Below are 23263 nucleotides of genomic sequence, written 5' to 3'. Positions count from 1 at the left end.
TGGGATCACCGCAGCCGCAGGAAGAGCTTGAGATGCCGAAGGACCACGCGCGTAAGAACGACCTCGCCCACCTCAAAGAGTCGCTGGGCATCAAGCACGCCGACGCCATCGCTCTCTGGGAGCACCCCGACGCCGACGAGCGCGCGACGCTCCGCGAGTACCTGGCGACGTACGTCGACATCAACACCTACGGGGAAGCCGTCGACTACCTGACCCAGGAGAAGAACGACCCGCGCAACCAGCTCCTGTGCGAGAAGTGCGGCTGGACGAACGCCATGGTCTGTCCCGAGTGCCCCGGGTGCGGCTGCTACAACGGCGAGTGCTCCGGGTGGCGGCACCACGAGTACGCCGATGAGCCCGACGACGACGACCCGGACCACGGCATCTACTGCCGGGAGTGCGGCGCCGGATCCTGTAGCCCGTACGACGAGTGCACCTGTTTCGAGGACGACGAGGAGCAGGACCAGGAGCAGCAGCAGGCGGTTCCGGCATGACTACCGCCGCCGCTGTCGACCTCACCGCCCGCGGGCTGGCCGTGTTCCCAATCCCGCCCGGCGGCCGGAAGCCCGCCGGCCCCTGGCGGTCGCGCTGCCTGACCAACCCGGAACGCGTCCGGGAACTCTGGCGCGACGGCGACAACATCGGCATCGGATGCCGCGCGAGCGGAGTCATCGGCCTGGACCTGGACCTAGACGACGAGGCTGACGGCCTGGCCGTGCTCGCCCACCTCGCCGCCAGGCTCGGGAAGCCGTGGCCCGAGACGCTGACGGCGGCGACCCCGAGCGGGGGCCGGCACATGTACTTCCTCGCGCCGGACGGCTGCACCATCGGCAGCAGCTCCGGCGGACGGACCGCCCTCGGACCCGGCATCGACGTACGCGGCCCCGGCCGCCACACCGGCGGCTACCTCATCGGGCCCGGGTCCGTCGTCGGCGGCAACACGTACACCGTCGCCCACGACGTGCCCGTAGCTCCTCTACCCGGATGGATCTCCGCCCGGCTCCCATCCCTACCCGACCGGAGCACCAGGTGACCGGCCCCAGCCCGGCACGCGACATCGAGGCCATCGCCCGCGCATCCCGGTACGTCAAGCACGGCGCCATCACCCACCGGGGCGGGAGCTTCCCGGACTGCCTTTGCCCCAAAGCCGCATGCGGAGGGGTCGCCGACAACCAGGAACACCCCGACTGTCCGGAACACACGCGGGTTCCGGCCCAGGTGTGGCACTGGGCATCTGAATGCCCGGGGCTCTGATCCCGTCCACGGCCGGGCCGTGGACGGGATCGCCGTTCTCTGGCCGAGACAGAACCCCGGCGCGTACCGTGGAGACGGAGACGAGGAGGAGTTCCGGATGAGCGCGCAGCCCGCACACGAGCCCACACCCCGCAGCCCATACCGGCTGTCCGCAGCCGAGGGCCCCCAGACGCTGCCCGAACTCCGTGCCGCGCTCGCCGCCGTTTCCCCCGCGGATCTAGTCGCGTTCAACACCGCGCTTGACGCCGTCCGCCTGGACGAGGTGAGCAAGCTCCTGACCGAGTACCGGCACGTGTGGGCCCTGCGCACCAGGTCCGAGGTGACGGCCGCCATCGGCGCCTCACTCGCCGGCACCGCCACGCTTCAAAGTGGTCGGGACCTCTTTGCCGCCTACGGGCTCACCGACGAGGCCGGAGCCGCGTGACCTGGACCATCGACATCCCCGAGCGGTTAGGCGAGGAATTCGCACACCTCACCCCCGCCGGCCGCCGGGCCGTGTACGACGCCTGCCGCCAGCTCGCCCAAGACCCGACCATCAATGCCACCTCCGAGCCGGTACGCGGAGCCGACCTCCGCCGCGTGACGACCGACCCGACCACCGGCACCGGCGACCGGATCACCCTGCTCTACCGCATCCATCACGACGAGGGCCGCGTTGAGCTGATCTTCCTGATCGCAGGCCCGTAGGCACCACCGATCTGCCCAGCCGTCGCCCTCCTTAGGGGGCACAGGCCGAAGTGCGCACCGGGTGAGCGTCCAGCATCATGAGCCCTGATGGGCTATTCCCCACGCGGAAGTGCGGTGAGTGGGCATGACAACAGAGAACCGGCCGACGATCAGTCTTGAACAATTCAGGCAGCTCTGCGACGTGCTCTACCAGGTGGGAGAGGGTCATGAGGCCCCTCACGAGCCCGTGCCCGCGAGGGAAAATCCACGCAAGGGCGACCGCGATTGGGCGCTCCACATCTTGAGCAAGCTGGGTCTGGGGCTGCGCGTGGACGAACTTGATGAGCTGAAGCGGTTGATGCTTCTCCGTGCATAGAAGCGTCTCGGTCTCACCTTCGGCCTAGTCAAGACTCTGGAGACCGTCCTCCGCATCGCACACGTCGCAGCCCACCCCCAGCGGCGACGCCATCAGGGCACGGGCCTCAGCCACGGTCAATTTCTTCTCGCCCTCGATCCAGCACCCACCCCGATGTAGGAACCAGCGCTCACCCGTGGCGTAGTACCGCCGGTGAGCCCTCCAATCGGCAGCCGGCGGAGGCCAGCCCCCGGGCTCAGCTTCCGGACCCGGCGCCACCGGTTCCAGCGGCGCCGGTGACAGTTCGTACCACCAGCTCCCATCGGCCGCCCGACGCCGACGGCCCACCGCGCATTCCCGGGTGCTGCCGTCCGGCATGTGCACCACCGCCACGGGCCGCCCGGTCTCCGTCGCTGTCCGACCGCTCTCCATAATTCGATTCTAGTTCGAATAACGTCCGACGTGATGCCGGCAAGGCGGCCACGCTGAGCGGTCTAGGTGGCCAGCCGCACCCCGGCCGCCGGCTTCGTTGAAGCGCGCCACAACGGCCAGCAGGGCGGCGGAGGGGGCCCGGCCGGGCAACCAGCGGCCCCCGCCGCCCGGCACGGGGCCGCGTACACGTCCTCACGCCGCCAACCCCCGGCCGCCGTACACGGCCCGACGACCCGTCACGGGGCTGGCGGGGGGCATCAGCTGCCGCGCTACGGCCGAACCCGGCACAGCCTCCGGCCCCGCCCGCATCGCCCCGGCACGGGAGCGTCACCACGGGGACCCGCCGGACCCCACCAAAAGGCCACCGACCAGCGGTTTTAACCCGATTGGATCATGCCCGCGATTGGACAACGCACCCAGGAACATGGTTTAATGGATCATGTCGGGAGGGGTTGGCACCGCTTCCCGACACACCGCCCCGGCCCACCGGCCGGGCCACTTCCTACACATCAGGAGCACCCCCGCATGACCACCGTCGCAGCCCAGCCGACCGTATGGCCGACCCTGCCCATCGACCGACTCACCGCCCACCCGGGCAACATCCTGCCCGAGCCCGACGCGGACCTGACCGCCAACATCGCCGAGCACGGCGTCACTGACCCCCTGTACGTCGTGACCACGTCGACCGGCGCCCCGCAGGTGATGGACGGCTTGCAGCGTCTGGCCGCCGCCCAGGCCGCCGGACTGACCGAAGTCCCGGTCACCTACCGGCCGATGATCCGGCTCACCGAGCTCACCCCGCACCCGGACAACCCCCGCGAATCCCTGGACCTGAGCGCCGAATTCGTCGGAACCTTCGCCGCCGAGGGATGCCGCATCCCGATCAAGTTCCGCATCCTGCCCGACGGCACGCGGCAGATCGTTGACGGCCACCGCCGCTACTACGCGGCCGAGGCCGCCGGATTGACCCACGCCCCCTACGAGCACGACGAGCGCGACGACGCCGGAACCTACTTGGACATGGTGATCACCGCCCGCCACCGGACCGCGCTCAGCGAGCGCGAGCAGGCGAACGCACTGTTCGGCGCGGCCGAGGCCGGAGCAGGCGTCAAGCGGATGGCCACCGCCGCCGGAACCACCCAAAAGGCCATCAAGACCGCCATGCGTGCACTCAACTCGGAAGCCGCCCGCAAGGCCGAGGCCGCCGCCGGGTCGCTCGATCTCGTGACCATGGCCGCGATCGCGGACATGGAGGCACGCGACGCCGAGGCCGCCGAGAAGATCACGGCCAAGCTCACAGCGGACCCCACGGCGGACGCCGGTTGGCTCATCCGCCGGGCCGGAATCGAACTGGACGCCCGCGACAAGCTCGCCGCCCAGCGCGCGGAACTCCAGGCCAAATCCGCCCGGATGCTCGCCGAAGTGGAGCTGAGTCCGAAGGCATCCAGCCTCTACTACATCGTGGGGGACACCTCCCAGCACGCCGCGCAGTGCCAGGGCGCCGTATGGGTCCTCAAGGACGGCGCAGGGGCGTACGTCGAGTACTGCGCGAACGCCGAGTTCTTCGGGCACCAGGTCCGCGACATCGACGGCCAGCTCAGCAAGCCCAAGCCGGACGGCGCCGAGCGGCGCCGCATCATCGCCGGGAACCTCGATTGGGCCACCGCCGAGCAGGTACGGCGCGAGTGGATCGCCGCCCTGATCACCCGCCGGAGCCTGTCCCGCACCACCGCCGACCAGATGACGCAGACCGCCGCACGGGCCCTGCTGACCCCCTCCACCAACCTCGCCAGCCGCATTGACGGCGACCGCGCCAAGGCCCACCTCCCGAAGGTGTTGGGCATGCCGGACGGCACCACCCGCGCCGAGGTATTGGAGCGGTGGACCCAGCCCAAGGACGCCCCGCGCGTGGCGTTCGCCGCCATCGCCGCCGTGTACGAGGGATACGTGGACCGGTCCGCGTGGCGCGAGTCGACCTCCCACGTCAACGCCAACCGGGACGCCTCCGCCCAGTGGCTCACCTGGCTCACCATCCTCGGATACGAGCCGTCCGCGATCGAGACGGCCGTACGCGACCGCCAGGACTACCAGCCCACCGCCGAGCAGCCCCAGGCCGAATCCCTGAGCTGACCGGCACCGGCCCCGGGGCGGAGCTTCCCCCCGGGGCCGGACCCCGCGCGCACCCGCACACCAGCCGGGACGGCACCCCCGGCCCCACCGCCCGCCAGGGCAACCCCTACACGCCAGGAGATCCCCCGTGCGCTCAACCACCCGCCAGGCCCCGCCCGAAGCCCCCGACGCCGCCGCCGAGCTGTTCGAGTTGGTCGTGACCGGCCCGCTCCGCCAGGTCGAGAGCAACGCCGACGGAAGCTGGACCGTCACCCCCGTCACCGGCCGCCCGCTCATCCTCACCGGCCCCGCCGAGGCCGCCGCCTACGTGCTACAGGCCCGAGGCACCGGCCCGCAGGCACTGGCCCCCACCCGCGAACTGACCGGCGCCCCCGCCGTCGAGGCCGGGTGCGGATGCGCGCCCGCCGCCCCCACCGGCACCCCGAACGCCGATGTCCTCCAAGCCCGCGCCATCCACCGCCACCTCGCGGAATGGCTCACCGCCGACCGCCGGGCCTACGGATGGAACGCCGACGCCGCCGCCGCATCCGTCCGCGTAGCCAGCGCCCACGGCCTGTATGAACTGTTCGTACCGCCGATCGCCAAGCCCTTTCCGGTCTACTTCCAGGGCCGCCGGGACGGCGCCCTAGACGCCCGCCGCGTCCCCGCCACCACCGACTCCCTTGCCGCCACCCTGTACGCCGCCTACCTGAGGGATCGCGGCGAAATCTGACGGCACATCACCACCAAAACCAGGCGCCCGTTTGGCGTGGCGGGGTAGATCCACCACCAAGAACATGGTTTAATGGAAACTGTTCGGGAGGGGTTGGCACCGCCTCCCGGACCACCGCCCAGCCGACCGGCCGGGCCACTTCCTACACACCGAGGAGTCACCCATGAGCAAGCCCACCCCCGCCGCCCGCGCCCTGCTGGCCCAGGCGAGGGCCGACTACGGCACCCCCGAAGACCGTGCCGCCCGCGCCGCCAAGGTCGCCAACCGGCTCCGGGAGGCCCAGGCGCACGCCATCGAGGCCATCCAGGCGCCCAGGGGCCGCCGGTCCGCCTGACCCACCACCCCGCCGGACCGGTCGCGCACCGGTCCGGCGGGACCCCAACCGGCCCCATGGCCAGCGGACTTGCCCCCATTCGGACATCGGCCCGATTGGACACAACGCCACGAACATGGTTTAATAGAGACTGTTCGGGAGGGGTTGGCACCGCCTCCCGAAGCAACCCCCGGCCCCAGGCCGGCCTGAGGCGTACCCCTACACGAGGAGAACCCGTGAACACCGTTACTCCCGATCTGCACGACCCGCAGCAGCTGGACGAGTTCGTACGACTCGCGTTCATCGCGCAGCAGTCCCGCGACTCGCAGCGCTCGCTGCATGCCCGCATCGCCACCACGGCCGTCACTCTCGGCGAGGCCGCCGCCCGCGTGGAGGCGTATTTCGAGGGCGGGGAGTTCGCCGCCGAGGTCGCGAACCGCGTGATCACGTTCCTGGACGCCGTCCGCACCAAGCGCACCCGCTACTGGCAGGTGGAGTACGTCATCCAGGGCAAGGGCTTCCGCTCAAGCAAGATGCACACCGGCGAGACGGCCCGCGCGCAGTACGAATGGGCGGGCCGCCTGCCCGGCGCCGAGCAGGTCACCATCACCGAGTGCACCGACACCCTGACCTACTTCCCGGCCAACGTGGAGGTACTGCCGCGCGAGCAGGACCGCCCGGCCCCCGACGTGCCGGGTGCCTACCAGGTCCACCGCTTCTACAAGTACGACGGCGAAGGCCCCGCCGTGCTGCCGGACGGTGCCGCCGTCCGCCGTGCCCACGCGCACCTGTACGACGGGCGCCCCCGCCGCTACGCGCTCGCGCCGCGCCTGTTGGACGTCATCCGCGTCGTGATGACGCGCCCGGTCGACGTCGACCAGGTGACCCCGCTCCGCTAGTCCCACCGGGCGGGGCGCCTCACCGGCGCCCCGCCCACCCCCGGAGGCTGGCACCGCCTCCCCACCCCGCCCGGACCACCGGCGGACCCTACCCAGGAGGACTAACACCCATGACCGACGCCACCGCCCAGACCCCCGCGCCCGCCGTCCGCGCCGCCCGCGCGATCCTCACCCGCGCTGCCCTCCCCCTCGCCACGCTCAACGCCACCGGCCACACCCTCAGCGCAGGCGCCTACCTCGACCCCCGCAGCGCAACCGGCGAAATCGTCGTCAGCTACGAGCACGCACACGACGACGCCACGAGCAGCGAGGATTACCACGACACCATGCGCCGCTCGTGGGCCATCAAGGACGCCGCCAACGCCTACCGCCGGGCGTTCAAGGCCGCCGGATGGCAGGTCACCACGCTCAACGACTTCCGCATGGGCAGCAACCTCCCCCGACTGATCATCACCCCGCCCCCTCTCACGTGCGAAGTGTTCGTCAGCCCGCAGGCCGGGCACTGCACCGCGCCCGCCACCCGCGTACTGCACCCCGCTGTAGACCCCGCCACCCGCCTACTGGTGTGCGGAGCGCACCCGCAGCAGACGAACCAGTTCTTCCACGCGTGGACCGTCACCGAGCCCCGGGCGTACGAGGCCGATCACGGCCCGCTCACCCAGGACGCCGCGATCCACGGAGGCCGCCAGGCCCCGCAGGCCGCCGCCCCCGCCGTCCGGACCCGGGCCGCGCGGTGCGAGGACTGCGGAGAGGAAATCGAGGTCGACAGCGACGGTTTCCGCACGCTGTGCGCGTGCGACGCGGCCGAATAGCCCCACCGCCCCGGCGGCGGACGGACGGCACCCCGTCCGCCGCCGGACCCCGCCCAACCCCCTACACACCACAGGAGCGCACCCGTGGCCACCGCCGCACTGACCCCCACCGAGATCATCCGCGCCGCCGCCGCCGTCACCCGCGCACGCGGCTACTACCAGCCGCTTACCCGCCAGTGGGAACCCGCCGTACCCACTGCCATGGATGTCGAGCGCTGGCTCTTCGCACAGGACCCGATCGAGCGCGGGGACCGCCAGAGGTTCGCCGCCCAGTGCGAGGCAGCCGCCGCCGAAACCCCCGCCGTCCTGGCATGGTGCGCCGAAGGCGAGCGCGGCAACGCCTACCGGACCACCCTCGCCCGCATCGCCCGCATGGAGCGCGCCAGCACCCGGGACATCCCCGTTCTGTGCTCCGCCGTCGACGCCTACCGGCGCACGCAGCAGCGCGCCGCGATGGCCGCCGAGCGCACCGCTTCGGCCGAGCACTCCCGCCACCAGGGCGCCCAGGGCGAGCGCCTGACGCTCACCGTCACCGTGGCGGTGGTGGTCGACCAGGGCAGCAGCCGTTTCGGCTACAGCGAGCAGCCGCGCCTCTTGGTCAAGTTCCGCGATGCAGACCACCACATCTACGTCTGGGAGGCCAAGACCAAGAACGTCCCGGACAAGGGGGCCCGCGTGCAGGTCACCGGCACGGTGGCCAGCCACGGCCAGTACCAGGGCACCCGACAGACGAACCTGATTCGCTGCCGCTGGACCCCCGCGAAGGACTGACGCCCGCTCAGCCGACCGGGGCCGACCCCCCCCACCGGCCCCGGTCGGACCCAACGGCCCCTGTGATCAGCGCCGTTCACCCATTCGGCGCCCGTTCCGAGTGGACAGCAACACCTGTTACATGGTTTAATAGAGCTTGTTCGGGAGGGGTTGGCACCGCCTCCCGGATCACCGCCCGGCCGACCGGCCGGGCCGCTTCCTACACACCAAGGAGCCACCCATGATTGCCGCCCAGCGCATCGCCCGCCCCGTACCGGCGGTCCGCGATCTGCCCGCCGGAACGCTGGTCAGCGTCCAGCCGCTCGCGCAGTACCCCCGCATCCCCACCGGCTCCGGTGTGGTCGTGGACGCATGGGGCGCCGCAGAGAGCGCCACCATGGTTTTGGTGTGGTTCTGGGGCCAGGGACAGCCGCAGTCGGGCGAGAGCATGCACGCGATCTTCCCGGCCGAGATCACCCCGTTGTCCACCACGTTGGAGACCATGCCGCGCGGCGCGTTCGAGTCCATCGAGCGCGGGCTGGCCCTGATTTCGGCTCCCTGGCACCTGGACTGCCTCGCGCCCCTGATCGAGCGGGTCGAGCGGGCCCACGAGCAGCGCGAGCACCGCGACCGGTAGCCGGTCCGCTGGCCGCCGGGAGCCACCCGGCGGCCAGCCCCGCACCTCGCGACCGGCAGCCCCGCGCCGGCCGCGCCCTGAAAGGACACCCCTTCGGGGCGGCGGCCCCGGCTGCCCGGCGCGTTCACCGCCCCTGCCCGGCCAGGCCGCAGGCGGCCAGTCCGAGCAGCGACGGGCGCCGGGCGTGGGAGCGCGCGCCGGCACCCGGCCACCCCGCAGAGTTTCCACCGCACAACCAACCGACAGAGGTCCCGAATGTCCGAATACCAGCTCCGCGCCGACGTCTATCAGAACAACGCCACCCCTGTCTGTGGGAAGGGTTTTGGGGAGCTGGCGCACAAGCCTGGCCAGCAAGAAGGGGCCGGTGTGGCCTTCTCCTTGCTGTCGTCCGCGCGTTCGGGAGTGCAGCCAAATCACCTTGCTGTAGTGCGGCCCAAAAACCCTCTTACAGACAAGCGGCCGTACAGCGTGCCCCGCATCGCGTGACCCGATCGACCAGCGCGGCGGCAAGCACACTGCACTGCCCCGGGAGCCGGCCGCACGCCGGCCACTCACGCGAGACGACTGATACAGACCCGGGAAACATGCTTTAATAGAATCTGTCCGGGGTGTCGTCTCCCGGACAGCAACCCCGGCCCACAGGCCGGGAGCGCGCACTCTGACAACCGACGCAACGACGACGGCCGACGGACGAATCCGCCGGCCGTCGTCACCTCGGCGGGTATTGGTTGGCACCGCCGCCGAGGTCTCCCTACACAGGAGCACCCACATGGTAAACGCATTCCCCCCCGCCCTCGAATCCGGCAGCCCGCTGCCGTTCGACACCGTCACCCTGTGCCCCGGCAACAGCGCCGGCGTCGAGGCCGGCGCCTCGTTCGTCGTCGCCGATCTCCCGCCCGAGGCCGTGGCCGACACCTACGAGCTCAACCACACCGACGACCACCCCGCTTACTGGGACTGGGCCGCTACCGTGACGATCGCCGACATCGCCACCGTCACACGGTGCACCGACGCCGGTCCCGTCACGTGGACTCCGGTCCGGTGAGCGCCACGACCAGCGGCACCATGCCGCACCCATGGAGACCCGACGTGCCCGGAACGCCCCAGGACAACGACCCCACGCGCCTGATTCCCCCGGCCGAATTCGCGCGGCTCCTCGGTCACAAGGACACCACCACCCTTTCTCATTGGCTGACCAAGCCCCCGGACGGATTCCCCGAGCCGGACAGCTGGGACGAGCTGCCGACCCGCCGGCGCCCGATGTGGCGGCTCGATCGCGCCCAGGCGTACGCCACCACCACCCGGCCAGACCCCGAGCGCCGCCGCAGCCGCGGCGGCCGCGGCGGCGCCCCGGGCCTTGCACCGCGCCCCGACCGCGACCCCCGCGCCGCCGAAGTGGCCCAGTGGATCGCCGACGCGGACGCCGGCCGCCGCCCCCAGGTCACCCGCCAGGACATCGAGCAGGCGTACGCGGTCCCGGACTACACCGCCCGCCGCATCCTGACCCGCGCCCGCACCCGCGGAAACCAGGATCAAAGCGAGACAGAGACGGGGCGGTAGCCACCACGCCGCAGCTGGCCGGCCCCAGTTGCGGCAGTCGGCCCCCGAGGCACCTGACCAGTACCTTCACTCGATCGGCGTAGCAAGAAGGCTGGACAGCCAGAGTTAAACATGGTTTAATAGAGCTTGTTCGGGAGGGGTTGGCACCGCTTCCCGACGCATCGCCCGGCCGACCGGCCGGGCCACTCCCTACACACCACGGAGTTCCCCATGAGCACGAGCAGCAACGACAGCCGCATGACGCCCTACCAGGAGACCGCCGGAGGGCGCCTCCAGGCCGCATTGTCCCGGCAGGGGCTGACCTCTACCGCCCGGGACGTGGCGGGGGGCTGCTGGGCGGTATTCGTCGACCTGGCGGACGGCGCGAGCATCGGCATTGCCGACGACGCCCGGATCCACCACCTGCCCAGCGAGCACACCGCATGGACGGCCGTTCTCTACACCTCCCCCGACGGTGTGTTCTCCGGCGAGCGGGCGGAAATCCTCTACGACGGTGCCCCGGGCCGCGCGTTCGACATCGACACGGCTCACTGCCTCCACGCCCTCGCGCAGTTCCTCACCGCGCGGGATCTGCGCGCCGACACCGACAGTCATGACGACAACGCGCCGGTGATCCCGAGCATCCCCGGCCCGCGCCGCTCGGTCGAACCCCTCCGCTTCCCCGCACAGCGCACGACGGACCGGAAGTAGCCAGCCGCCGGGGGCAGCGACACCGCCGCCCCCGGCCCCTTTCTGGTCCAGACTTCGCATGCACATGAGAATGAGGAAACGGCAGATGACCGACGCCACGGACACCCCCACCGCCACCATCCCCGAGCAGGCCGCAGCCCCGGCCCGCGAGCTCGACCACGGCGGCCGGATCATCGCAGCGTTGGAAACCGCGTGGGCAGCGATCCGCGACCGCCACCCGGACGTACCGCGCGCCGTGCTCATCACCGGCAACCAGAACCAACACGGGGGCGCCCGATTGGGCCACTTCGTTGAGAGGCAGTGGGCCACCCGTGAGGGCAGCACCCGCGCGCACGAGATGTTCATTGCGGGCGAACTCATCGCCCAGGGTGCCCGGGAAGTCCTGGCGGTCATGATCCACGAGGCCGCCCACGGCGTCGCCACCACCCGGGGCATCAAGGACTGCAGCGGCGACGCGCTGAGGTACCACAACAAGAAGTTCGTTGAACTCGCGGAGGAGATGGGCATGCAGGGCCCGCGCGAGTCCGTCCCCACGCACGGCTGGGCGTTCTGCACCCTGCCCGACACCACGGCGGCCGCGTACGCCGAGGTGATCGAGGCCCTGGACGCTGCCGCACTGCCCTACCGGGGATACGCCCCGCGGCCCACCGAACAGGACGAGGCCGGCGACAGCGCCCAGGACGAGGGCGGCGCAGAGCAGGAAGAGGAGAAGGACAAGCGCAACGGAAAGCGCTTCAAAGTCGTGTGCCAGTGCAAGAAGCCGCGATCCATGCAGGTCACTCCGGCCATGTACGAAGCGGGCCCCGTGATCTGTGGTCTGTGCGGGGCCGCGTTCGCCCCCGTCGGCGAGGAGCCCGAGCCCGTTTTCTGCGGCCAGTGCGGAGCTGATTTCGTACCGGTTGCCCCGCAGGAGACCGACCCGCAGACCGACAGCTAGCCTGCCAGGGCGACCAGGTGGGCCACACCGCTCGGTGTGGCCCACCCGCGTTCAACCGATGGTCGATGATGGACAGATGGCAACCCCCGGAGACGTCTCACAGCGCCTGAGCGCCAAGCGTCAGCAGGAGGAAGAGAACCGCCGGTTGAAGGCGGCGCGGCGGGCAGAGGCTGAGCGTCACGCCGCCGCCAAGGCCGAGAAGCAACGCCGCCTCGCCCTACCGCCGCAAGAGCGGTTGGCGGCCGCCAGCGCCCGCGTGGATCAGAAGTGGACGCTTCCGCCCGTCGCCGTGCCGGCCGCCGAGATCCTGGCCGCCCAGCGCGCCACCATGACCAGGGTCGAGATCGTCGAGGTAGTGCGTGAGGTGATCCGCGAAATCACCGTCGAGGTCCCAGCCCCACCGCTGGCCGCAGGCACGTACACCGAATGCGAAGTATGCGTGGGCCGCGGAATGCGCGACCGGTACGGCCAAGTCCCCGCCGCCGCCCACCGCATGATCCTGCGCGACCCCGCCGGCGAGCAGGTCGCCGCAGTGGAGACGTGCCCCACCCACGTGCCGTACGTCGAGACCACCGCACGCCGCCGCGGATTCACCGCCCAGGCGCGCGACACGCCGAGCGGCGCTGTCTGACCGGCCATCAGACCCATTACGATCCGGGCGAATTCGCCCATAGGGCCCGCCAAACACTCCCGTCACCGGAAGAAGTTCTTCCAACACGCCCAGTCGTGCAACATGAACGCGGCTCTTGGGTCTAAGATCGCGATCATGGCAGGACCCAGAGGAGTGCAGCAGCGAGGCAAAACCGGCGCGTTCGCCGCCGATAAGCCGATTCGCGCATCCGTGTTGATGGAACCCGGAGAGCCGGCGCGCATTTGGTACGAGGACCTGATCCGTGTCATGGGTGTGTCCGGGTCCGAAGTACTCCGCCGCGCACTCAAAGAGTTGCACGGGCAACAGGTACCGGCCGCCTCCCGGGAGGCGCGCATAGCTAGCTAAAAAAAAGGCCCCCGTGAAGGGGGCGCCGGACAGGGACAACTGAATGATCTTTGAGTCTCCTCATACGGGCTGCCACCCGAGGAGTCTCATTCCCAAGCAGGGCCCCATCTGACGGATCAACCGCCGGACCGAGCTTCTGTGCGTCCACCAGACCGAAGAGGACAGCGCCATCGTAGCAACAAGCGATGGTGACGGAACAGCTATGCCGCCAATCGGAGTGTCGATCAGCGGACTTGTCGACGTCACCGCCAGCGAAGAACAGAGCATTTTGACCGAGTTCCTGAGCCTTTCTCCAGGCAGGATGCACCGGGCCGCCGGACCGGAGGGAGCCGGATGGGGGAACTATTACCCCGATTCGTTGCCCAACAGCGAGGCGACCACGGCGCGGCCGGTTGCCATGTACCTGGCACGCCGTCAGTGGGCACAGAACGACGTGTACCGCTTCCTGTTCGTGGTGTTCGACCTGGACGCCAGCCGGGGCGGCGCGGTCCGCGTGTGGGCCGACGCGCTCGCGCTGGGCAAGTTGCTGGCGGCTCACGGCATCCGGGCGGTTCCTGTGGCGTCCGGACCGGGCGGGGGAGTGCACCTGTGGACGTCGGTGCCGAAGGGCATGAGCCCGTCCCTCGCGCTCAGGATCATGGAGGCCGCGCAGGCGCTGTTCCCGACGCTCGACACCTCCCCGATGACGAACCCGGCGGCCGGCGCCGTACGCCCGCCCGGATCCCTGCACCGCAAGGGCGGATTCGCCCGGCTGACGGCCCACACGATCGGTGAAGCCGTCGTCATCCTGCGGTCTGGGTCGGCGGTGGAGCGGTTCGAGGATTTCGCCGCGACGTTGGAGGCGATGGCCGGGGCGCCGGCATTGCTCGACGAGCGGCGCGCGGCCACCACCACCGCCTTCCGCACCGAGACGGTACCCGCGCAGCGGGTAGCGGGCCGGGAGTACCAGCGGGGCCGGGTGGTGCCGCCGTCGATCGCGGCACGCGGTCCGGTGCTGCGGCCGATCGCCCAGGATGCCAGCGGGCACGACCGCATCGCGGTGCCGTGGCGGCCGGTGGGGACCAAGGCCCTGGCCGCACTGCACCGCACGCCCGGCACCGGGGCCGGCGACCATCAGCGGATCGTCCATACGGTCCTGGTGATGCTCGCGGCGGCCGGGTGGTCCTATGACCAGGCCGCCCAGCTCGTTGCCGACAAGAGGGCTTCCCCGGCCCTGGAATGGCTGCGGACGAGCAGCAACGGCGCCCGGCGCGTGGCTCTGTCCCCGGCGCAGGCCAGGAGCCGGATGAAGCGGTGCTGGCAGCTCGCCGTCTGGGACGCGGCCCGCCGCCCCCGCCGCGCCACCGACACCCCCGACGCCACCGAGGCACTGACCGAGGGCGCGGCGGCCGCCGCGGACCTGTTGGCCCGGATGGAGGCGGTAGGCGCTGCGTACTGGGCCCGGCAGTCCGGCCCCATGGACCGCGCGATTCTGCGTGCCGTGGCTTACCTCATGGCGCGGTCCGGCAGCGCGGACGTGTCCGCATCCTGCCGCGTCGTGGCGGTGCTGGCGGGGTGCCATGCCGATACCGTCGCCCAGGCACTGCGCGAGCGGCTGTTGCCTGACGGGTGGTTGGCGGAGACCGCTCCCGCCAGCCTGGCCGGGGGCATCGCCCGCCGCATCGCCGTCGCCGCCGAGCACCAGTGCCCCACCAGCGAGCACCACCGATGCGCGCTCCACACCCTCCCTGCCGTCCCCGCTACGCCGCACAAAACCCCAGTTCACACGGGGTCCGACAGAAGTGGTAACACCCCGCCCCCCCCCGCCCTCAATGTTCTTCTCTCGCAGCTCCCCGCGAAGATCGTTTTTCAACAGTCCGGCCTGTGGCACTCCTTGGGTCACCACGCTGCCCGCACCCTGGAGGCCCTGGAGACGGGTGTCCAGCTCTCTCAACTCACCGTGGCTACCGGGTACGGGGAGGACACCATCAGGAGGCACCTGGACGCTCTCCAGACAGTGCAGGTGATCCAGATCAGGACCGACCCCCGGACAGGACGGCAGAGAGCCGTACGCACGTCGAGGAGCCTGTACGAGGCGGCCGCGGAGTTGGGGACCGCGACACGCACCGCGGAGCAGGTGATGACGGCCGTGGTCGACCAGGAGCGGGCGCGGTGGTGGTCACGTGACGTCGAGTGGTGCAGGGAGTTCATCGAGGTGAAGCGCGAGCAGGGCATGAGGGCGCCGGCGGATCAGATGGTGCTGCCGGGGATGGATCCGTACGACCGCAAGTACCCCCGCTTCCCCGGGGCGAAGAGCACCGGCAGCCAGCCCGGCAAAGGCCGGGCGGACCACCGCCGGGCATGGGAGATCGAGGCCCAGCGCATCGGCGCCCTGGAGTACTTCGCGGCCGCCGACGAGCTCGCCCAGGCTGGCCGTGTCGTCGAGCTGCCCGCCGTCCGCAGCCAGCTCGCCCCGCAGATCGCCGAGACCGACACCACGGCGGCCGCCGCGTGAGATCCTGGTGCCCCGTCACTGTCCAGCCGAGGAAAGGCAGCACCGTGGCCCTGAGCGCCGAGGAGCACACGCAGGCCCGCGGATTCCTGCTGGCCCTGCCTGGCCCGGCCGCCAGCAGCGACGCCGCCGGATACGCCGAGCTCGCCCGACTCAGCCACGAGGGCGCCGAGCTCCTGACGAGCGCCCTGGACGCGACGCGGTACGGCGTCGAGCCGCCCAGCGCCCATGACGTCGCCGGTCACCACCGCCGCCGCGCACACGCCCTGGCCCATCTTGCGGCGCGGCACCCGCAGTACGAGGAGCCGGCCCACTTGGCTATCACCATGTGGCAGCTCTGGGAGGACCGGGTGACGGAGGACGTCCTTACCGCAGCCGGCGCCCGACACGCCCACCTGTGACGCTCTCGCCCTCCAGGCCGCGCACGCGGTAGAGTCGCAGACGCACCACCGCGAACCGCACCGGAGCACGACGGCCGGTGAGACTCGCACCGGGAAGCCCAGCACCACCGGGACGACCACTACGGCGCCTGACCTCCACCCGGGCGCCGAGGCCCAGCAGGACCGGCAACAGTTCGCATGCACATGCGGAAACTGACACGGCGTGAGGCGCACAGCCCGCCGCGAGAACGCCGGCACCGAGATGGGGCCGAGAACGCGGACCACGGTCCGCGCAGCGCAACCGGTCGGCGAGAAGCCGACAGAAACCCCACCTAGAATCCGCAATCCGTTGCCAATTTTAATTTCTGGAATACTAGAAACAGTATTCCAGAAATGGTAGGATCGAGACATGATGATGCATCAGCAGGTCGCCGGTACCGCCGAGTTGCCGGATTCGCGGGTGGCGGTCCGGTCGTTGAATTTGCGGGATGACCGGTGGGGTGTGCTGTGTCTGCGCTGCGGTACCGGTGGTGGCTGGACTGTGGTCGAGGAGGGGTTCGAGGAGCGCGGTCCGGCGCTGTTCGCGGCCCGTCGGCACTACGCGGGGCATGAGGAGGCGGTGCGCGAGCTGTTGGACGCGGACCGCCGCGCCGAGCAGGCGGCCCGGCTTGGGTGGAGTGCCGCGCAGGCCGACGCGGTGTTGTGGGCGATGACGGGCTTGTTGCACTGGGCCGACGACGGCACGTTCTTCCGGCTGGATCTGACCCGGGCCTCGCTCACTTCACGAGGCCGCAAGGTGGCCCGCGCCCGGGTCGAGGCCCTGATCGAGGCGGGGTTCCTGGCCCGCGACGAGGGCGGCACCGGATGGGGTGCCGTGGTGGCCACTGCGGACGGTGCCCGCGCTCACCAGGTGTGGCGCAAGGAGGCGCCGGTCCCGGCCGCCGAGGAGGCTGACCGGCTCGCCCCGCTCTACTGCGGCCGCGAGGCCCGCCGCCGGCACGTGGCCGCCCGCGCCGCGATGGATCGCCTGGCGGCCGAGAGCGAGGTCACCAAGGCCCGCGTCCTGGCCGCCGTAGAGGGCGCTGAGCAGTTGGCCCAGGACGAGCAGCACACCGTCCGGGACGCCGCCGACCGGCACGCCGCGGTGATGGCGGTGTGGCGGCAGGTCGACGACCCGGCCCCGGTCGAGTACGGCGACGACCCGGGCGCGGTCATCACCCACTACGGCCCGGACCCGCAGCACCCCGAGCCGGTCCCGGCAGCCGACCGTCAACCGCCCGACCCCCACACCGAGAACGGCGCCGCCGACCCTGTCGGATCGACAGAATTGGTCCCGACCCCTCCAGCACTTCCCGCACTTCGGACACGAGAGCAGCAGCCGCATGAGCGTCAACACCACCACGGGCGAGATGAGCGACGACGAGCCGGACACCGGCGCCGATTCCGAGCAGCAGGGGGAAGCCCCGTACGGGTACTGGCCCGAGCCGTGCGCGTCGTGCGGTGCCCGGATCCCCAAGAGCCGGACCGGGGCCGGACGGCCGCCGGAGTACTGCGACAAGCGGTGTCAGAACGACGCGAAGGCCGCCCGAGCTCGCGAGCGCACGAGTCCGGGACTGCCCGGCCAGTTGATCCGCGCGGAGGAGCTGACGGAGCGGCTGGGGCAGGTCTCCGAGGACTTGATGCGCGAGATCCAGAGCGTCAAGAGCCCCGAGGGCATGGAAGCGCGATTGGCTGCCGCCCGCGCTGCGAACGCCTCCGAGGTGGCGGCCGCCAACAGCACCGCCGCCCGAGCCGCCGCCGACGCCGCGACCGCGCGGGGGGACGCGCAGCAGGCCCGCGCCGAGGCCCAGTCCGCGCAGGCCGCAGCCCAGCGCGACAAGGTGGCCAAGGAGGACGCCGAGAGGGCACGGGACACCGCGCTGTCCGACGCGCGGGAGGCCGCCCGGCTCCAGGGCGAGGCCGAGGGGAAAGCCGTCTCCGCCGAGGCCGCCCGCGTGGCATTCGCCGAGGAGGCCCGCCGTGCCAAGGAGCGCAGCGAGCAGGCCACCGCGCAGGCGACCGCCGCCGACACGGCCCGCGCCGCAGCCGTCGCCCAGCGCGATCAGGCGTTGCGGGATCTCACCGGCCAGACCGCACGCCGGGAGGACGCCGAGCGTGAGCGCACCAGCGCCATCGAACGCGCGGACACCGCCGAGGCACAGGCGCGGGAAGCCGAACGCCAGCAGGTCGCCGCCCAGCGCGCGCAAGACGCCGCCGTTGCCGCGATGGAAGCAGCCCGCACGGCCGCCGAACACGCCGCCGCCGACCGCGCCGCCGCCGTCGAGACCGCGCGCCTCGCGGTCACCCGCGCGGACACCGCCGAGGAGGCCGCCCGCATCGCCGAGGCCGTACGAGCCGCCGCCGTCGAGCGGGCCGAGAGCGCGGAGGCACAGGCCCGGGAAGCCGAACGCGCCCAGGCCGCCGCCGAACACAGCACCACCACCGCCGTCACGGCCAAGGACGCCGCGCGGGCCCTGGCGACCGAGGCCGCCGCCGAGCGGGACCAGATCGCCGCGGAACTGGTCACCGTGCGCGAAGAGCTCGCCGAGCAGACCCGGCAACGCCAGCTCGCCGAGCAGCGCGCGGACAGCGAACAGCGCCGGGCCAAGGAGACCGAGACCCGGGCGGACCGGGCCGAAGCCCGCATCACCAAGGCCGAAGAGCGGGCCGACAACGCCGACGCACGGGCCACCCGGGCGGAGGAGCGGGCGCAGGCAGCCGAGACCGAGGCGCGTGCCATCCGCAGCCAGCGCGGACCCGCCGAGCAGCAGTAACCCGACCCCACGCACAGGAGTTGATACGACTATGGCCAACAAGTACCCCGGGCAGTGCGGTAGCTGCCGTGCCCAGGTCGCCACCGGCGCGGGCATCGCCGAGAAGCGCGGCCCGGTCTGGATGGTGTTCTGTGACACCGCTCATGCCGCCGCCGTCCCGATCCCCGCCCAGGCGCCGACCCCCAGCGGGCCGCCCCCGGCCGAGGTGAGGGTGACGGGCACCGAGCAGCAATGCGCCGCGATCTGGGACGCGCTGCGGCTCTCCGCCGGCATGACGATCATCCGGCGCGAGGACCAGCCGCGCCGCGACGTCGGCGACGACCGCACCGCCGCCTACGGCCGGGTGCAGGTCGATCCGAAGATTATGGATGTCGTCGCCCGCGCCTACGGCCTGGACATCCGGTGACCGCCGACGCCGCCCCCGCCACGACGGGACCCGCACCGAAGGCCCGAACCGTGGTCACCGGGGCCGAGCTCGCCGAGGAACTGGGCGTCACTACCTGGCACCTCACCCGTGGTCAGGAACTCGGTGTCATCCCGCCCCGCGACCACACCCGGGGATGGTCCGCCGCCGCCGCGGACACCATCCGCCCCAAGGCCCCGGACCTCTTGGAGGCCATCGCCGCCCGCGAGGCGTTGGGCGCCCACCGCATCGCCGAGTTGTGGCACCAGACGGCCGGCGTCGAGGCGACCGCCGCTGACGTCCGCGAGATGGCCGACCGCGACCGGATCGCCGTCCTGGACACCTACAAGGGCTGGCCACTGTATTCGGTGCGGGACGCCGAGCGCCTGGCCGCCGAGCACGCCGAGGAACTGGCCGCCACGGTCGCCGCCCGGGTGGCGTGGATCGCCGCCAGCCGCGACCGTCACGAAGCCGCCCAGTACCTCGGATGGAAGGCCCGCGAGTTCACCGACGTGGCCACCGCCCGACACCTGACACCGGGCCGGTTCGACCGGTACGCGAACGCCGACCTGGACGCGCTCGCCGCCGACGAGGCGCTGACCGAGCAGGTCACCGCAAGCCGGCTGATCGGACCCGACCAGGCCGCCGCCGCACTGGAGATCCGGCGCACCGACTGGGATTACGTCGTGGCCGCCGGATGGATCGAGCCGGCCGAGATCGCCACCATTAAGACCGGCACCTACCGCACCGTGGACGTGCCGATGTACACCACCGGCGCGGTGCTCGCCCTGCGCGAGCTCCCGGACGTCGACTGGGACGCGGTCCGCGCCGTGCCCAAGGGAAAACCGTCCGTGCTGCGGGAGTACGCGCACCGATCCCAGACCCGTGCCGCCATCGTCCGCCGGTTCGCCGCCGAGCTCGCCGACCGGCACCAGGTCACCGTGTGGGCTCAGTACGACGGATCCGCCGACACGTGGGCACTGGACTGGGATCACCACGACGGCCGGCCGACCCGCGCCACCGTCGCTCAGGAGCTCCAGGACGACACCGAGGCCGCCCCGCACGCGAGCCGGATCACCCTGGGCACCCCGTGGGGCGAGCACACCCGTTGGGCCCGGCAGATGCTCCAGCCCGGCGCCAGCGCGATTGTGGACACCGAGACCACTTCACTGGCCGGGCTGGTCTGCGAGATCGCCATCACCGACAGCGCCACCGGCGCCCCATTGCTGAACACTTTGGTGAAGCCGGGAGAGCCCGTCAGCGACGGCGCCCGAGCCATCCACGGCATCACGGATGAGGAGCTGGAGACCGCCCCCGGGTGGGGGAAAGTACTCCCGAAAGTACGGCACGTCACCCGAGGGCGGACCGTGCTCGCCTACAACGCGCAGTTCGACCGGCAGACCATCGCCCGCGACACCGCACGGATCGGCAAGCGCCTCATGCACCTTGCCGACGACGACCGATGGGGGTGCCTGATGGCGGCCCGGACCGCCTTCCACGGACTCCGCAGGGATTGGCGCCTGGACGGAGACCACCGGGCACTCGGCGATTGCCACGCGGCCCGTACCATCCTTCTCGACATCGCCGAGGGGCACGGCCACCAATTCACCCCCGCCGACCCCACCCCGTAGACCGCCGACTCCTGGAGCACGAGCTCCACCCGCACGCCGCAGCCTGGATGGACGCCCAGCAGTGGGACCGTTGCGCGATGGAGGCCTACGCCATTCTGGCCGGCGAGTGGTCCGACTTCTGGGGCAACTACACGTGGCAGCGACTCAACGGCGGCCACCGCGCACTGGCCGACTGTCACGCCGTGATCTCACGCCTAGTGGAACTCGCCGCACAACCCGATCCGGAGTGACCTGCCGCGCGCCACCATCGAGCCAGTCCCTGCACCACCCGCGATGCGACCTCAACCAGATGCAACCGCAATTGGAAGCGAGTCACACGATGAATCGACGCACCAAGTACGCGGCCCTCACACTCGCCACAGTCCTGGGCGGATGGGTCGCAGTGCAGCTCACAACTACACGTAGCCGGCGGCCGAACCAGTCGCCTACGCGCTCCGATAAGTTGGCCACACCTGCAAGGTCAACAAGGGGGAGTGACGTCCTGGAACCGATCAGCGGATCTATGGATCCGTACCAGTGGTCATCGGAACGATCAGTTGCATATGAGGCCGCCGTGGAGGCGATTCTCGGCGTGGTGGGCGCCTACACCGAACTGATCGCGGAGGAAGAGAACCGTCCGGAGACAGTGCGGGATGAGCAGAAGCTCACCGAGTACCGGCGCCGTCGGACGGCCAGCCAGCGTGAGCGTGAGGCACTGGACCCCACCGACAGCAAGGGGATTGCCCGGGTGCGGGCCCAGTACGCCGAGCAACTCCACATCCTCCGCCGAGGCGGCCGCGTATGACCGACCCCGAAGCGGAGCACTACACACTCTCTCCCGCCGAAAGCCGGCACGCGTTCGAGACGGGCATCGTGCCCGACCTCTTAGAGGGTCGTCGGCCACAAGAACAGCCCGTAGCCGTCATCCTCATAGGGCAGCCCGGCGCCGGGAAGACGGCAGTGGCCGCGATGATCGCGCGCCAGCTCAACGCCCGAGGTGGGTTTGCCGACATCGACACCGACCTCTACAAGCCGTACCACCCGGCCTACGCCGAACTTATGGCTCGTGACGACCGGCTGATGACGCGCTACATCGGGCCAGCCGGCCGCGAATGGATGCGACAGGCCATGGAGTACACCCGGGACCGCCGGATCAACGTACTCGTCCAGGACATCGCGAACGATCCGGCCGCATCGGCGCAGGCGATCCGCGACAACCGCGCCGCAGGATTCATTGTCGAGGCCGTCGCGCTTGGGGTATCGCGAGCTGCCAGCGAACAAGGCATCCTCAATCGCTACTGGGAACAGGTGAAGGACCGCGGTCAGGGCCGCCTGACCCTTCCGGAAAAGTCGGAAGCGTCGTTCGTCGGGATCCCCGTGCTGGCCGAGACAATCGACGCCGAGCTGTTGGCCCACTACGAAGCCGTCTACCGGCGGGGCGAGGCCAAACCAGGGTTTGCGAACGCCCAGACCGAGAGTGGTCAGTGGCGGGACACTCCTGGCTTTGCGGCGGCCATCGAGCAGGCTCGGAACCATCCGCTGTCGCCAGCCGAGACCTGGGATTTCCTCACGGTCCAGGACAAGCTACGGCGCGAGATGCCGCAGGAGTTCCGAGCCCAGCTAGACCGTATTGACGAGCTTGCCAGACCGCTTCTGCACCCCGATGTCGTGGACCGGCGCAACACGGCACGGATCGCCGGACTCGGTTTCGGCAGAGGCCCCGTCATCGGCGGCAGCTCAGCCGATACCTCCGTCGCGTTGACGCCAGAGGAACCACCACAGCGTGAGCGCGACGAAGAAGCCGAGCGATGACCCTGCCATCCTCGATACAACCCCTGCGGGCCTGGATCGAGAGGCCGAACGCGGCGTGATCCGACCCACCTAACGGTTCCACTCCAGCACGAAGTGGAACCGTTAGGTGGGGTCAAAACAGTCTTTGATGCGCGCCGTAGGGATCGCCCTCCGCCCGCGCGGCGGATACGACCGATGCTAGTTCCACCGGATCGTGCATGCCGTCGCCTACGGCCTCCAGGATGGCCGTCCGAATGGCTCCGGCGGCCGCTGCGGCACCCCGCCGGTCGGCCTTGCCGACTCGGCCGAGATTGGTGATCCGGTCGCGACGTGCAGCGTCCATGAGATTGTCCACCTGGTCTCCGAGTTCGAGGCACTCGGGCCGCACACAAATCGTCAGATCACAGCGGTGCCGGCACACAATCCGGTCAGGGATCGGTCCGTGATGTGCAGCCCACATCCATCGTGATGGCCGCACTACGTCTGACCGGTTTTCGGCTGGTCCGGCCGCCGCCCAGAAGCGCCCGTATCCGTCGTCGCTCAGGCCGCCGGTATAAACCCAACAGGCCGACGTGACGACGATGTACGAACGCATGCGCGTCCATTCACGGACGTCCGCATACCGTGGTTT

At 70.8% G+C, this 23263-nt stretch carries 28 protein-coding genes; 25 read left to right on the top strand and 3 right to left on the bottom strand.

All coding sequences use genetic code 11. The annotated features are described in order from the left end of the window. Positions 1 to 32 precede the first annotated feature (32 nt). From C6N31_RS36875 to C6N31_RS36855, 5 genes are all read left to right on the top strand, one after another. The gene (locus tag C6N31_RS36875; RefSeq protein ID WP_198359181.1) at positions 33 to 494 is read left to right on the top strand and encodes a hypothetical protein; all 462 of its coding nucleotides are present in this window, start codon (positions 33 to 35) and stop codon (positions 492 to 494) included. Continuing rightward, positions 491 to 1033, top strand: a complete 543-nt coding sequence (locus tag C6N31_RS36870; protein WP_198359180.1) for a bifunctional DNA primase/polymerase — start codon at positions 491 to 493, stop codon at positions 1031 to 1033. The genes C6N31_RS36875 and C6N31_RS36870 overlap by 4 nt, the downstream gene beginning before the upstream one ends. Before the next feature lie 318 nt (positions 1034 to 1351). Then, complete coding sequence (locus C6N31_RS36865; RefSeq protein WP_198359179.1) at positions 1352 to 1678, top strand: hypothetical protein; 327 nt, start codon at positions 1352 to 1354, stop codon at positions 1676 to 1678. Beyond that, positions 1675 to 1941, top strand: coding sequence for a hypothetical protein (locus tag C6N31_RS36860; protein WP_198359178.1), 267 nt, complete (start codon positions 1675 to 1677; stop codon positions 1939 to 1941). Before C6N31_RS36865 ends, C6N31_RS36860 begins: the two co-directional genes overlap by 4 nt. 124 nt (positions 1942 to 2065) lie before the next feature. After that, entirely contained in the window at positions 2066 to 2296 is a 231-nt protein-coding gene (locus C6N31_RS36855; RefSeq protein ID WP_198359177.1) for a hypothetical protein, read from the top strand. Positions 2297 to 2320: 24 nt separating this feature from the next. On the opposite strand, the gene C6N31_RS46245 is transcribed toward C6N31_RS36855, so the two are convergent. Continuing rightward, positions 2321 to 2653: a DUF6233 domain-containing protein gene (locus C6N31_RS46245; protein ID WP_368860191.1), complete on the bottom strand. Its 333-nt coding sequence runs from the start codon at positions 2651 to 2653 to the stop codon at positions 2321 to 2323. Positions 2654 to 3232: 579 nt separating this feature from the next. Between C6N31_RS46245 and C6N31_RS36850 the strand changes: the two genes are divergently transcribed. The 14 genes from C6N31_RS36850 to C6N31_RS36785 all read left to right on the top strand — a co-directional run bounded on the left by C6N31_RS36850 (position 3233) and on the right by C6N31_RS36785 (position 16036). Then, positions 3233 to 4837, top strand: a complete 1605-nt coding sequence (locus C6N31_RS36850) for a ParB N-terminal domain-containing protein (RefSeq protein ID WP_198359176.1) — start codon at positions 3233 to 3235, stop codon at positions 4835 to 4837. 127 nt (positions 4838 to 4964) lie between these two features. After that, on the top strand, positions 4965 to 5549 hold the full coding sequence (locus C6N31_RS44580) for a hypothetical protein (RefSeq protein ID WP_232486109.1): 585 nt from the start codon (positions 4965 to 4967) through the stop codon (positions 5547 to 5549). Positions 5550 to 5712: 163 nt separating this feature from the next. After that, complete coding sequence (locus C6N31_RS36840) at positions 5713 to 5883, top strand: hypothetical protein (RefSeq protein WP_198359175.1); 171 nt, start codon at positions 5713 to 5715, stop codon at positions 5881 to 5883. Positions 5884 to 6098: 215 nt separating this feature from the next. Then, positions 6099 to 6761, top strand: coding sequence for a hypothetical protein (locus C6N31_RS36835; RefSeq protein ID WP_198359174.1), 663 nt, complete (start codon positions 6099 to 6101; stop codon positions 6759 to 6761). A gap of 110 nt (positions 6762 to 6871) precedes the next feature. Beyond that, positions 6872 to 7573 carry a hypothetical protein gene (locus C6N31_RS36830; protein ID WP_198359173.1) on the top strand — a complete coding sequence of 234 codons (702 nt, stop codon included), beginning with the start codon at positions 6872 to 6874 and terminating at the stop codon, positions 7571 to 7573. A gap of 84 nt (positions 7574 to 7657) precedes the next feature. Further along, entirely contained in the window at positions 7658 to 8344 is a 687-nt protein-coding gene (locus C6N31_RS36825) for a hypothetical protein (RefSeq protein ID WP_198359172.1), read from the top strand. Between the two features lie 220 nt (positions 8345 to 8564). Then, complete coding sequence (locus C6N31_RS36820) at positions 8565 to 8960, top strand: DUF6409 family protein (protein ID WP_198359171.1); 396 nt, start codon at positions 8565 to 8567, stop codon at positions 8958 to 8960. A gap of 769 nt (positions 8961 to 9729) precedes the next feature. Then, positions 9730 to 10005 (top strand): DUF6211 family protein, encoded by a 276-nt coding sequence (locus tag C6N31_RS36815; RefSeq protein ID WP_198359170.1) that lies wholly within the window; start codon positions 9730 to 9732, stop codon positions 10003 to 10005. A 44-nt stretch (positions 10006 to 10049) separates the two neighbouring features. Next, a complete protein-coding gene (locus tag C6N31_RS36810; protein WP_198359169.1) occupies positions 10050 to 10520 on the top strand; it encodes a hypothetical protein in 471 nt (156 codons plus the stop codon). 210 nt (positions 10521 to 10730) lie between these two features. After that, a complete protein-coding gene (locus C6N31_RS36805; RefSeq protein ID WP_198359168.1) occupies positions 10731 to 11210 on the top strand; it encodes a hypothetical protein in 480 nt (159 codons plus the stop codon). Between the two features lie 85 nt (positions 11211 to 11295). Beyond that, positions 11296 to 12147, top strand: a complete 852-nt coding sequence (locus C6N31_RS36800) for a hypothetical protein (RefSeq protein WP_198359167.1) — start codon at positions 11296 to 11298, stop codon at positions 12145 to 12147. Between the two features lie 76 nt (positions 12148 to 12223). Beyond that, positions 12224 to 12778 (top strand): hypothetical protein, encoded by a 555-nt coding sequence (locus tag C6N31_RS36795; RefSeq protein WP_198359166.1) that lies wholly within the window; start codon positions 12224 to 12226, stop codon positions 12776 to 12778. 724 nt (positions 12779 to 13502) lie between these two features. Further along, on the top strand, positions 13503 to 15638 hold the full coding sequence (locus tag C6N31_RS36790; protein ID WP_198359165.1) for a hypothetical protein: 2136 nt from the start codon (positions 13503 to 13505) through the stop codon (positions 15636 to 15638). A 44-nt stretch (positions 15639 to 15682) separates the two neighbouring features. After that, a complete protein-coding gene (locus C6N31_RS36785) occupies positions 15683 to 16036 on the top strand; it encodes a hypothetical protein (protein ID WP_198359164.1) in 354 nt (117 codons plus the stop codon). A 760-nt stretch (positions 16037 to 16796) separates the two neighbouring features. Here C6N31_RS36785 and C6N31_RS36780 read toward each other — a convergent pair. Continuing rightward, positions 16797 to 17288 carry a hypothetical protein gene (locus C6N31_RS36780; RefSeq protein WP_198359163.1) on the bottom strand — a complete coding sequence of 164 codons (492 nt, stop codon included), beginning with the start codon at positions 17286 to 17288 and terminating at the stop codon, positions 16797 to 16799. A gap of 109 nt (positions 17289 to 17397) precedes the next feature. Between C6N31_RS36780 and C6N31_RS36775 the strand changes: the two genes are divergently transcribed. From C6N31_RS36775 to C6N31_RS36750, 6 genes are all read left to right on the top strand, one after another. Next, positions 17398 to 18828: a coiled-coil domain-containing protein gene (locus C6N31_RS36775; protein ID WP_198359162.1), complete on the top strand. Its 1431-nt coding sequence runs from the start codon at positions 17398 to 17400 to the stop codon at positions 18826 to 18828. A 31-nt stretch (positions 18829 to 18859) separates the two neighbouring features. Further along, positions 18860 to 19234 carry a hypothetical protein gene (locus tag C6N31_RS36770; protein ID WP_198359161.1) on the top strand — a complete coding sequence of 125 codons (375 nt, stop codon included), beginning with the start codon at positions 18860 to 18862 and terminating at the stop codon, positions 19232 to 19234. Further along, positions 19231 to 20862, top strand: coding sequence for a 3'-5' exonuclease (locus C6N31_RS45750; RefSeq protein ID WP_198359160.1), 1632 nt, complete (start codon positions 19231 to 19233; stop codon positions 20860 to 20862). The genes C6N31_RS36770 and C6N31_RS45750 overlap by 4 nt, the downstream gene beginning before the upstream one ends. Positions 20863 to 20939: 77 nt before the next feature. After that, a complete protein-coding gene (locus C6N31_RS36760; RefSeq protein ID WP_198359159.1) occupies positions 20940 to 21092 on the top strand; it encodes a hypothetical protein in 153 nt (50 codons plus the stop codon). Between the two features lie 323 nt (positions 21093 to 21415). Then, positions 21416 to 21646: a hypothetical protein gene (locus C6N31_RS36755; RefSeq protein ID WP_198359158.1), complete on the top strand. Its 231-nt coding sequence runs from the start codon at positions 21416 to 21418 to the stop codon at positions 21644 to 21646. Beyond that, positions 21643 to 22653, top strand: a complete 1011-nt coding sequence (locus tag C6N31_RS36750) for a zeta toxin family protein (RefSeq protein ID WP_198359157.1) — start codon at positions 21643 to 21645, stop codon at positions 22651 to 22653. The genes C6N31_RS36755 and C6N31_RS36750 overlap by 4 nt, the downstream gene beginning before the upstream one ends. Positions 22654 to 22765: 112 nt before the next feature. Here the strand turns inward: C6N31_RS36750 and C6N31_RS36745 are convergent, their stop codons facing one another. After that, positions 22766 to 23227 carry an HNH endonuclease gene (locus tag C6N31_RS36745; protein WP_198359156.1) on the bottom strand — a complete coding sequence of 154 codons (462 nt, stop codon included), beginning with the start codon at positions 23225 to 23227 and terminating at the stop codon, positions 22766 to 22768. Between the last annotated feature and the right edge of the window lie 36 nt (positions 23228 to 23263).

The organism is Streptomyces fildesensis (assembly GCF_016107395.1).
Lineage (GTDB): Bacteria > Actinomycetota > Actinomycetes > Streptomycetales > Streptomycetaceae > Actinacidiphila > Actinacidiphila fildesensis.
Note: the sequence above shows the minus strand (reverse complement) of the source record. Positions and strands in the feature narration are given on the sequence as shown.

Coding starts and splice junctions, on each gene's coding strand:
- C6N31_RS36875 (WP_198359181.1), top strand. CDS start 33: ATGCCGAAGGACCACGCGCGTAAGAACGACCTCGCCCACCTCAAAGAG.
- C6N31_RS36870 (WP_198359180.1), top strand. CDS start 491: ATGACTACCGCCGCCGCTGTCGACCTCACCGCCCGCGGGCTGGCCGTG.
- C6N31_RS36865 (WP_198359179.1), top strand. CDS start 1,352: ATGAGCGCGCAGCCCGCACACGAGCCCACACCCCGCAGCCCATACCGG.
- C6N31_RS36855 (WP_198359177.1), top strand. CDS start 2,066: ATGACAACAGAGAACCGGCCGACGATCAGTCTTGAACAATTCAGGCAG.
- C6N31_RS46245 (WP_368860191.1), bottom strand. CDS start 2,653: ATGCCGGACGGCAGCACCCGGGAATGCGCGGTGGGCCGTCGGCGTCGG.
- C6N31_RS36850 (WP_198359176.1), top strand. CDS start 3,233: ATGACCACCGTCGCAGCCCAGCCGACCGTATGGCCGACCCTGCCCATC.
- C6N31_RS36840 (WP_198359175.1), top strand. CDS start 5,713: ATGAGCAAGCCCACCCCCGCCGCCCGCGCCCTGCTGGCCCAGGCGAGG.
- C6N31_RS36830 (WP_198359173.1), top strand. CDS start 6,872: ATGACCGACGCCACCGCCCAGACCCCCGCGCCCGCCGTCCGCGCCGCC.
- C6N31_RS36820 (WP_198359171.1), top strand. CDS start 8,565: ATGATTGCCGCCCAGCGCATCGCCCGCCCCGTACCGGCGGTCCGCGAT.
- C6N31_RS36815 (WP_198359170.1), top strand. CDS start 9,730: ATGGTAAACGCATTCCCCCCCGCCCTCGAATCCGGCAGCCCGCTGCCG.
- C6N31_RS36805 (WP_198359168.1), top strand. CDS start 10,731: ATGAGCACGAGCAGCAACGACAGCCGCATGACGCCCTACCAGGAGACC.
- C6N31_RS36800 (WP_198359167.1), top strand. CDS start 11,296: ATGACCGACGCCACGGACACCCCCACCGCCACCATCCCCGAGCAGGCC.
- C6N31_RS36795 (WP_198359166.1), top strand. CDS start 12,224: ATGGCAACCCCCGGAGACGTCTCACAGCGCCTGAGCGCCAAGCGTCAG.
- C6N31_RS36775 (WP_198359162.1), top strand. CDS start 17,398: ATGAGCGTCAACACCACCACGGGCGAGATGAGCGACGACGAGCCGGAC.
- C6N31_RS36770 (WP_198359161.1), top strand. CDS start 18,860: ATGGCCAACAAGTACCCCGGGCAGTGCGGTAGCTGCCGTGCCCAGGTC.
- C6N31_RS36760 (WP_198359159.1), top strand. CDS start 20,940: ATGGAGGCCTACGCCATTCTGGCCGGCGAGTGGTCCGACTTCTGGGGC.
- C6N31_RS36750 (WP_198359157.1), top strand. CDS start 21,643: ATGACCGACCCCGAAGCGGAGCACTACACACTCTCTCCCGCCGAAAGC.
- C6N31_RS36745 (WP_198359156.1), bottom strand. CDS start 23,227: ATGCGTTCGTACATCGTCGTCACGTCGGCCTGTTGGGTTTATACCGGC.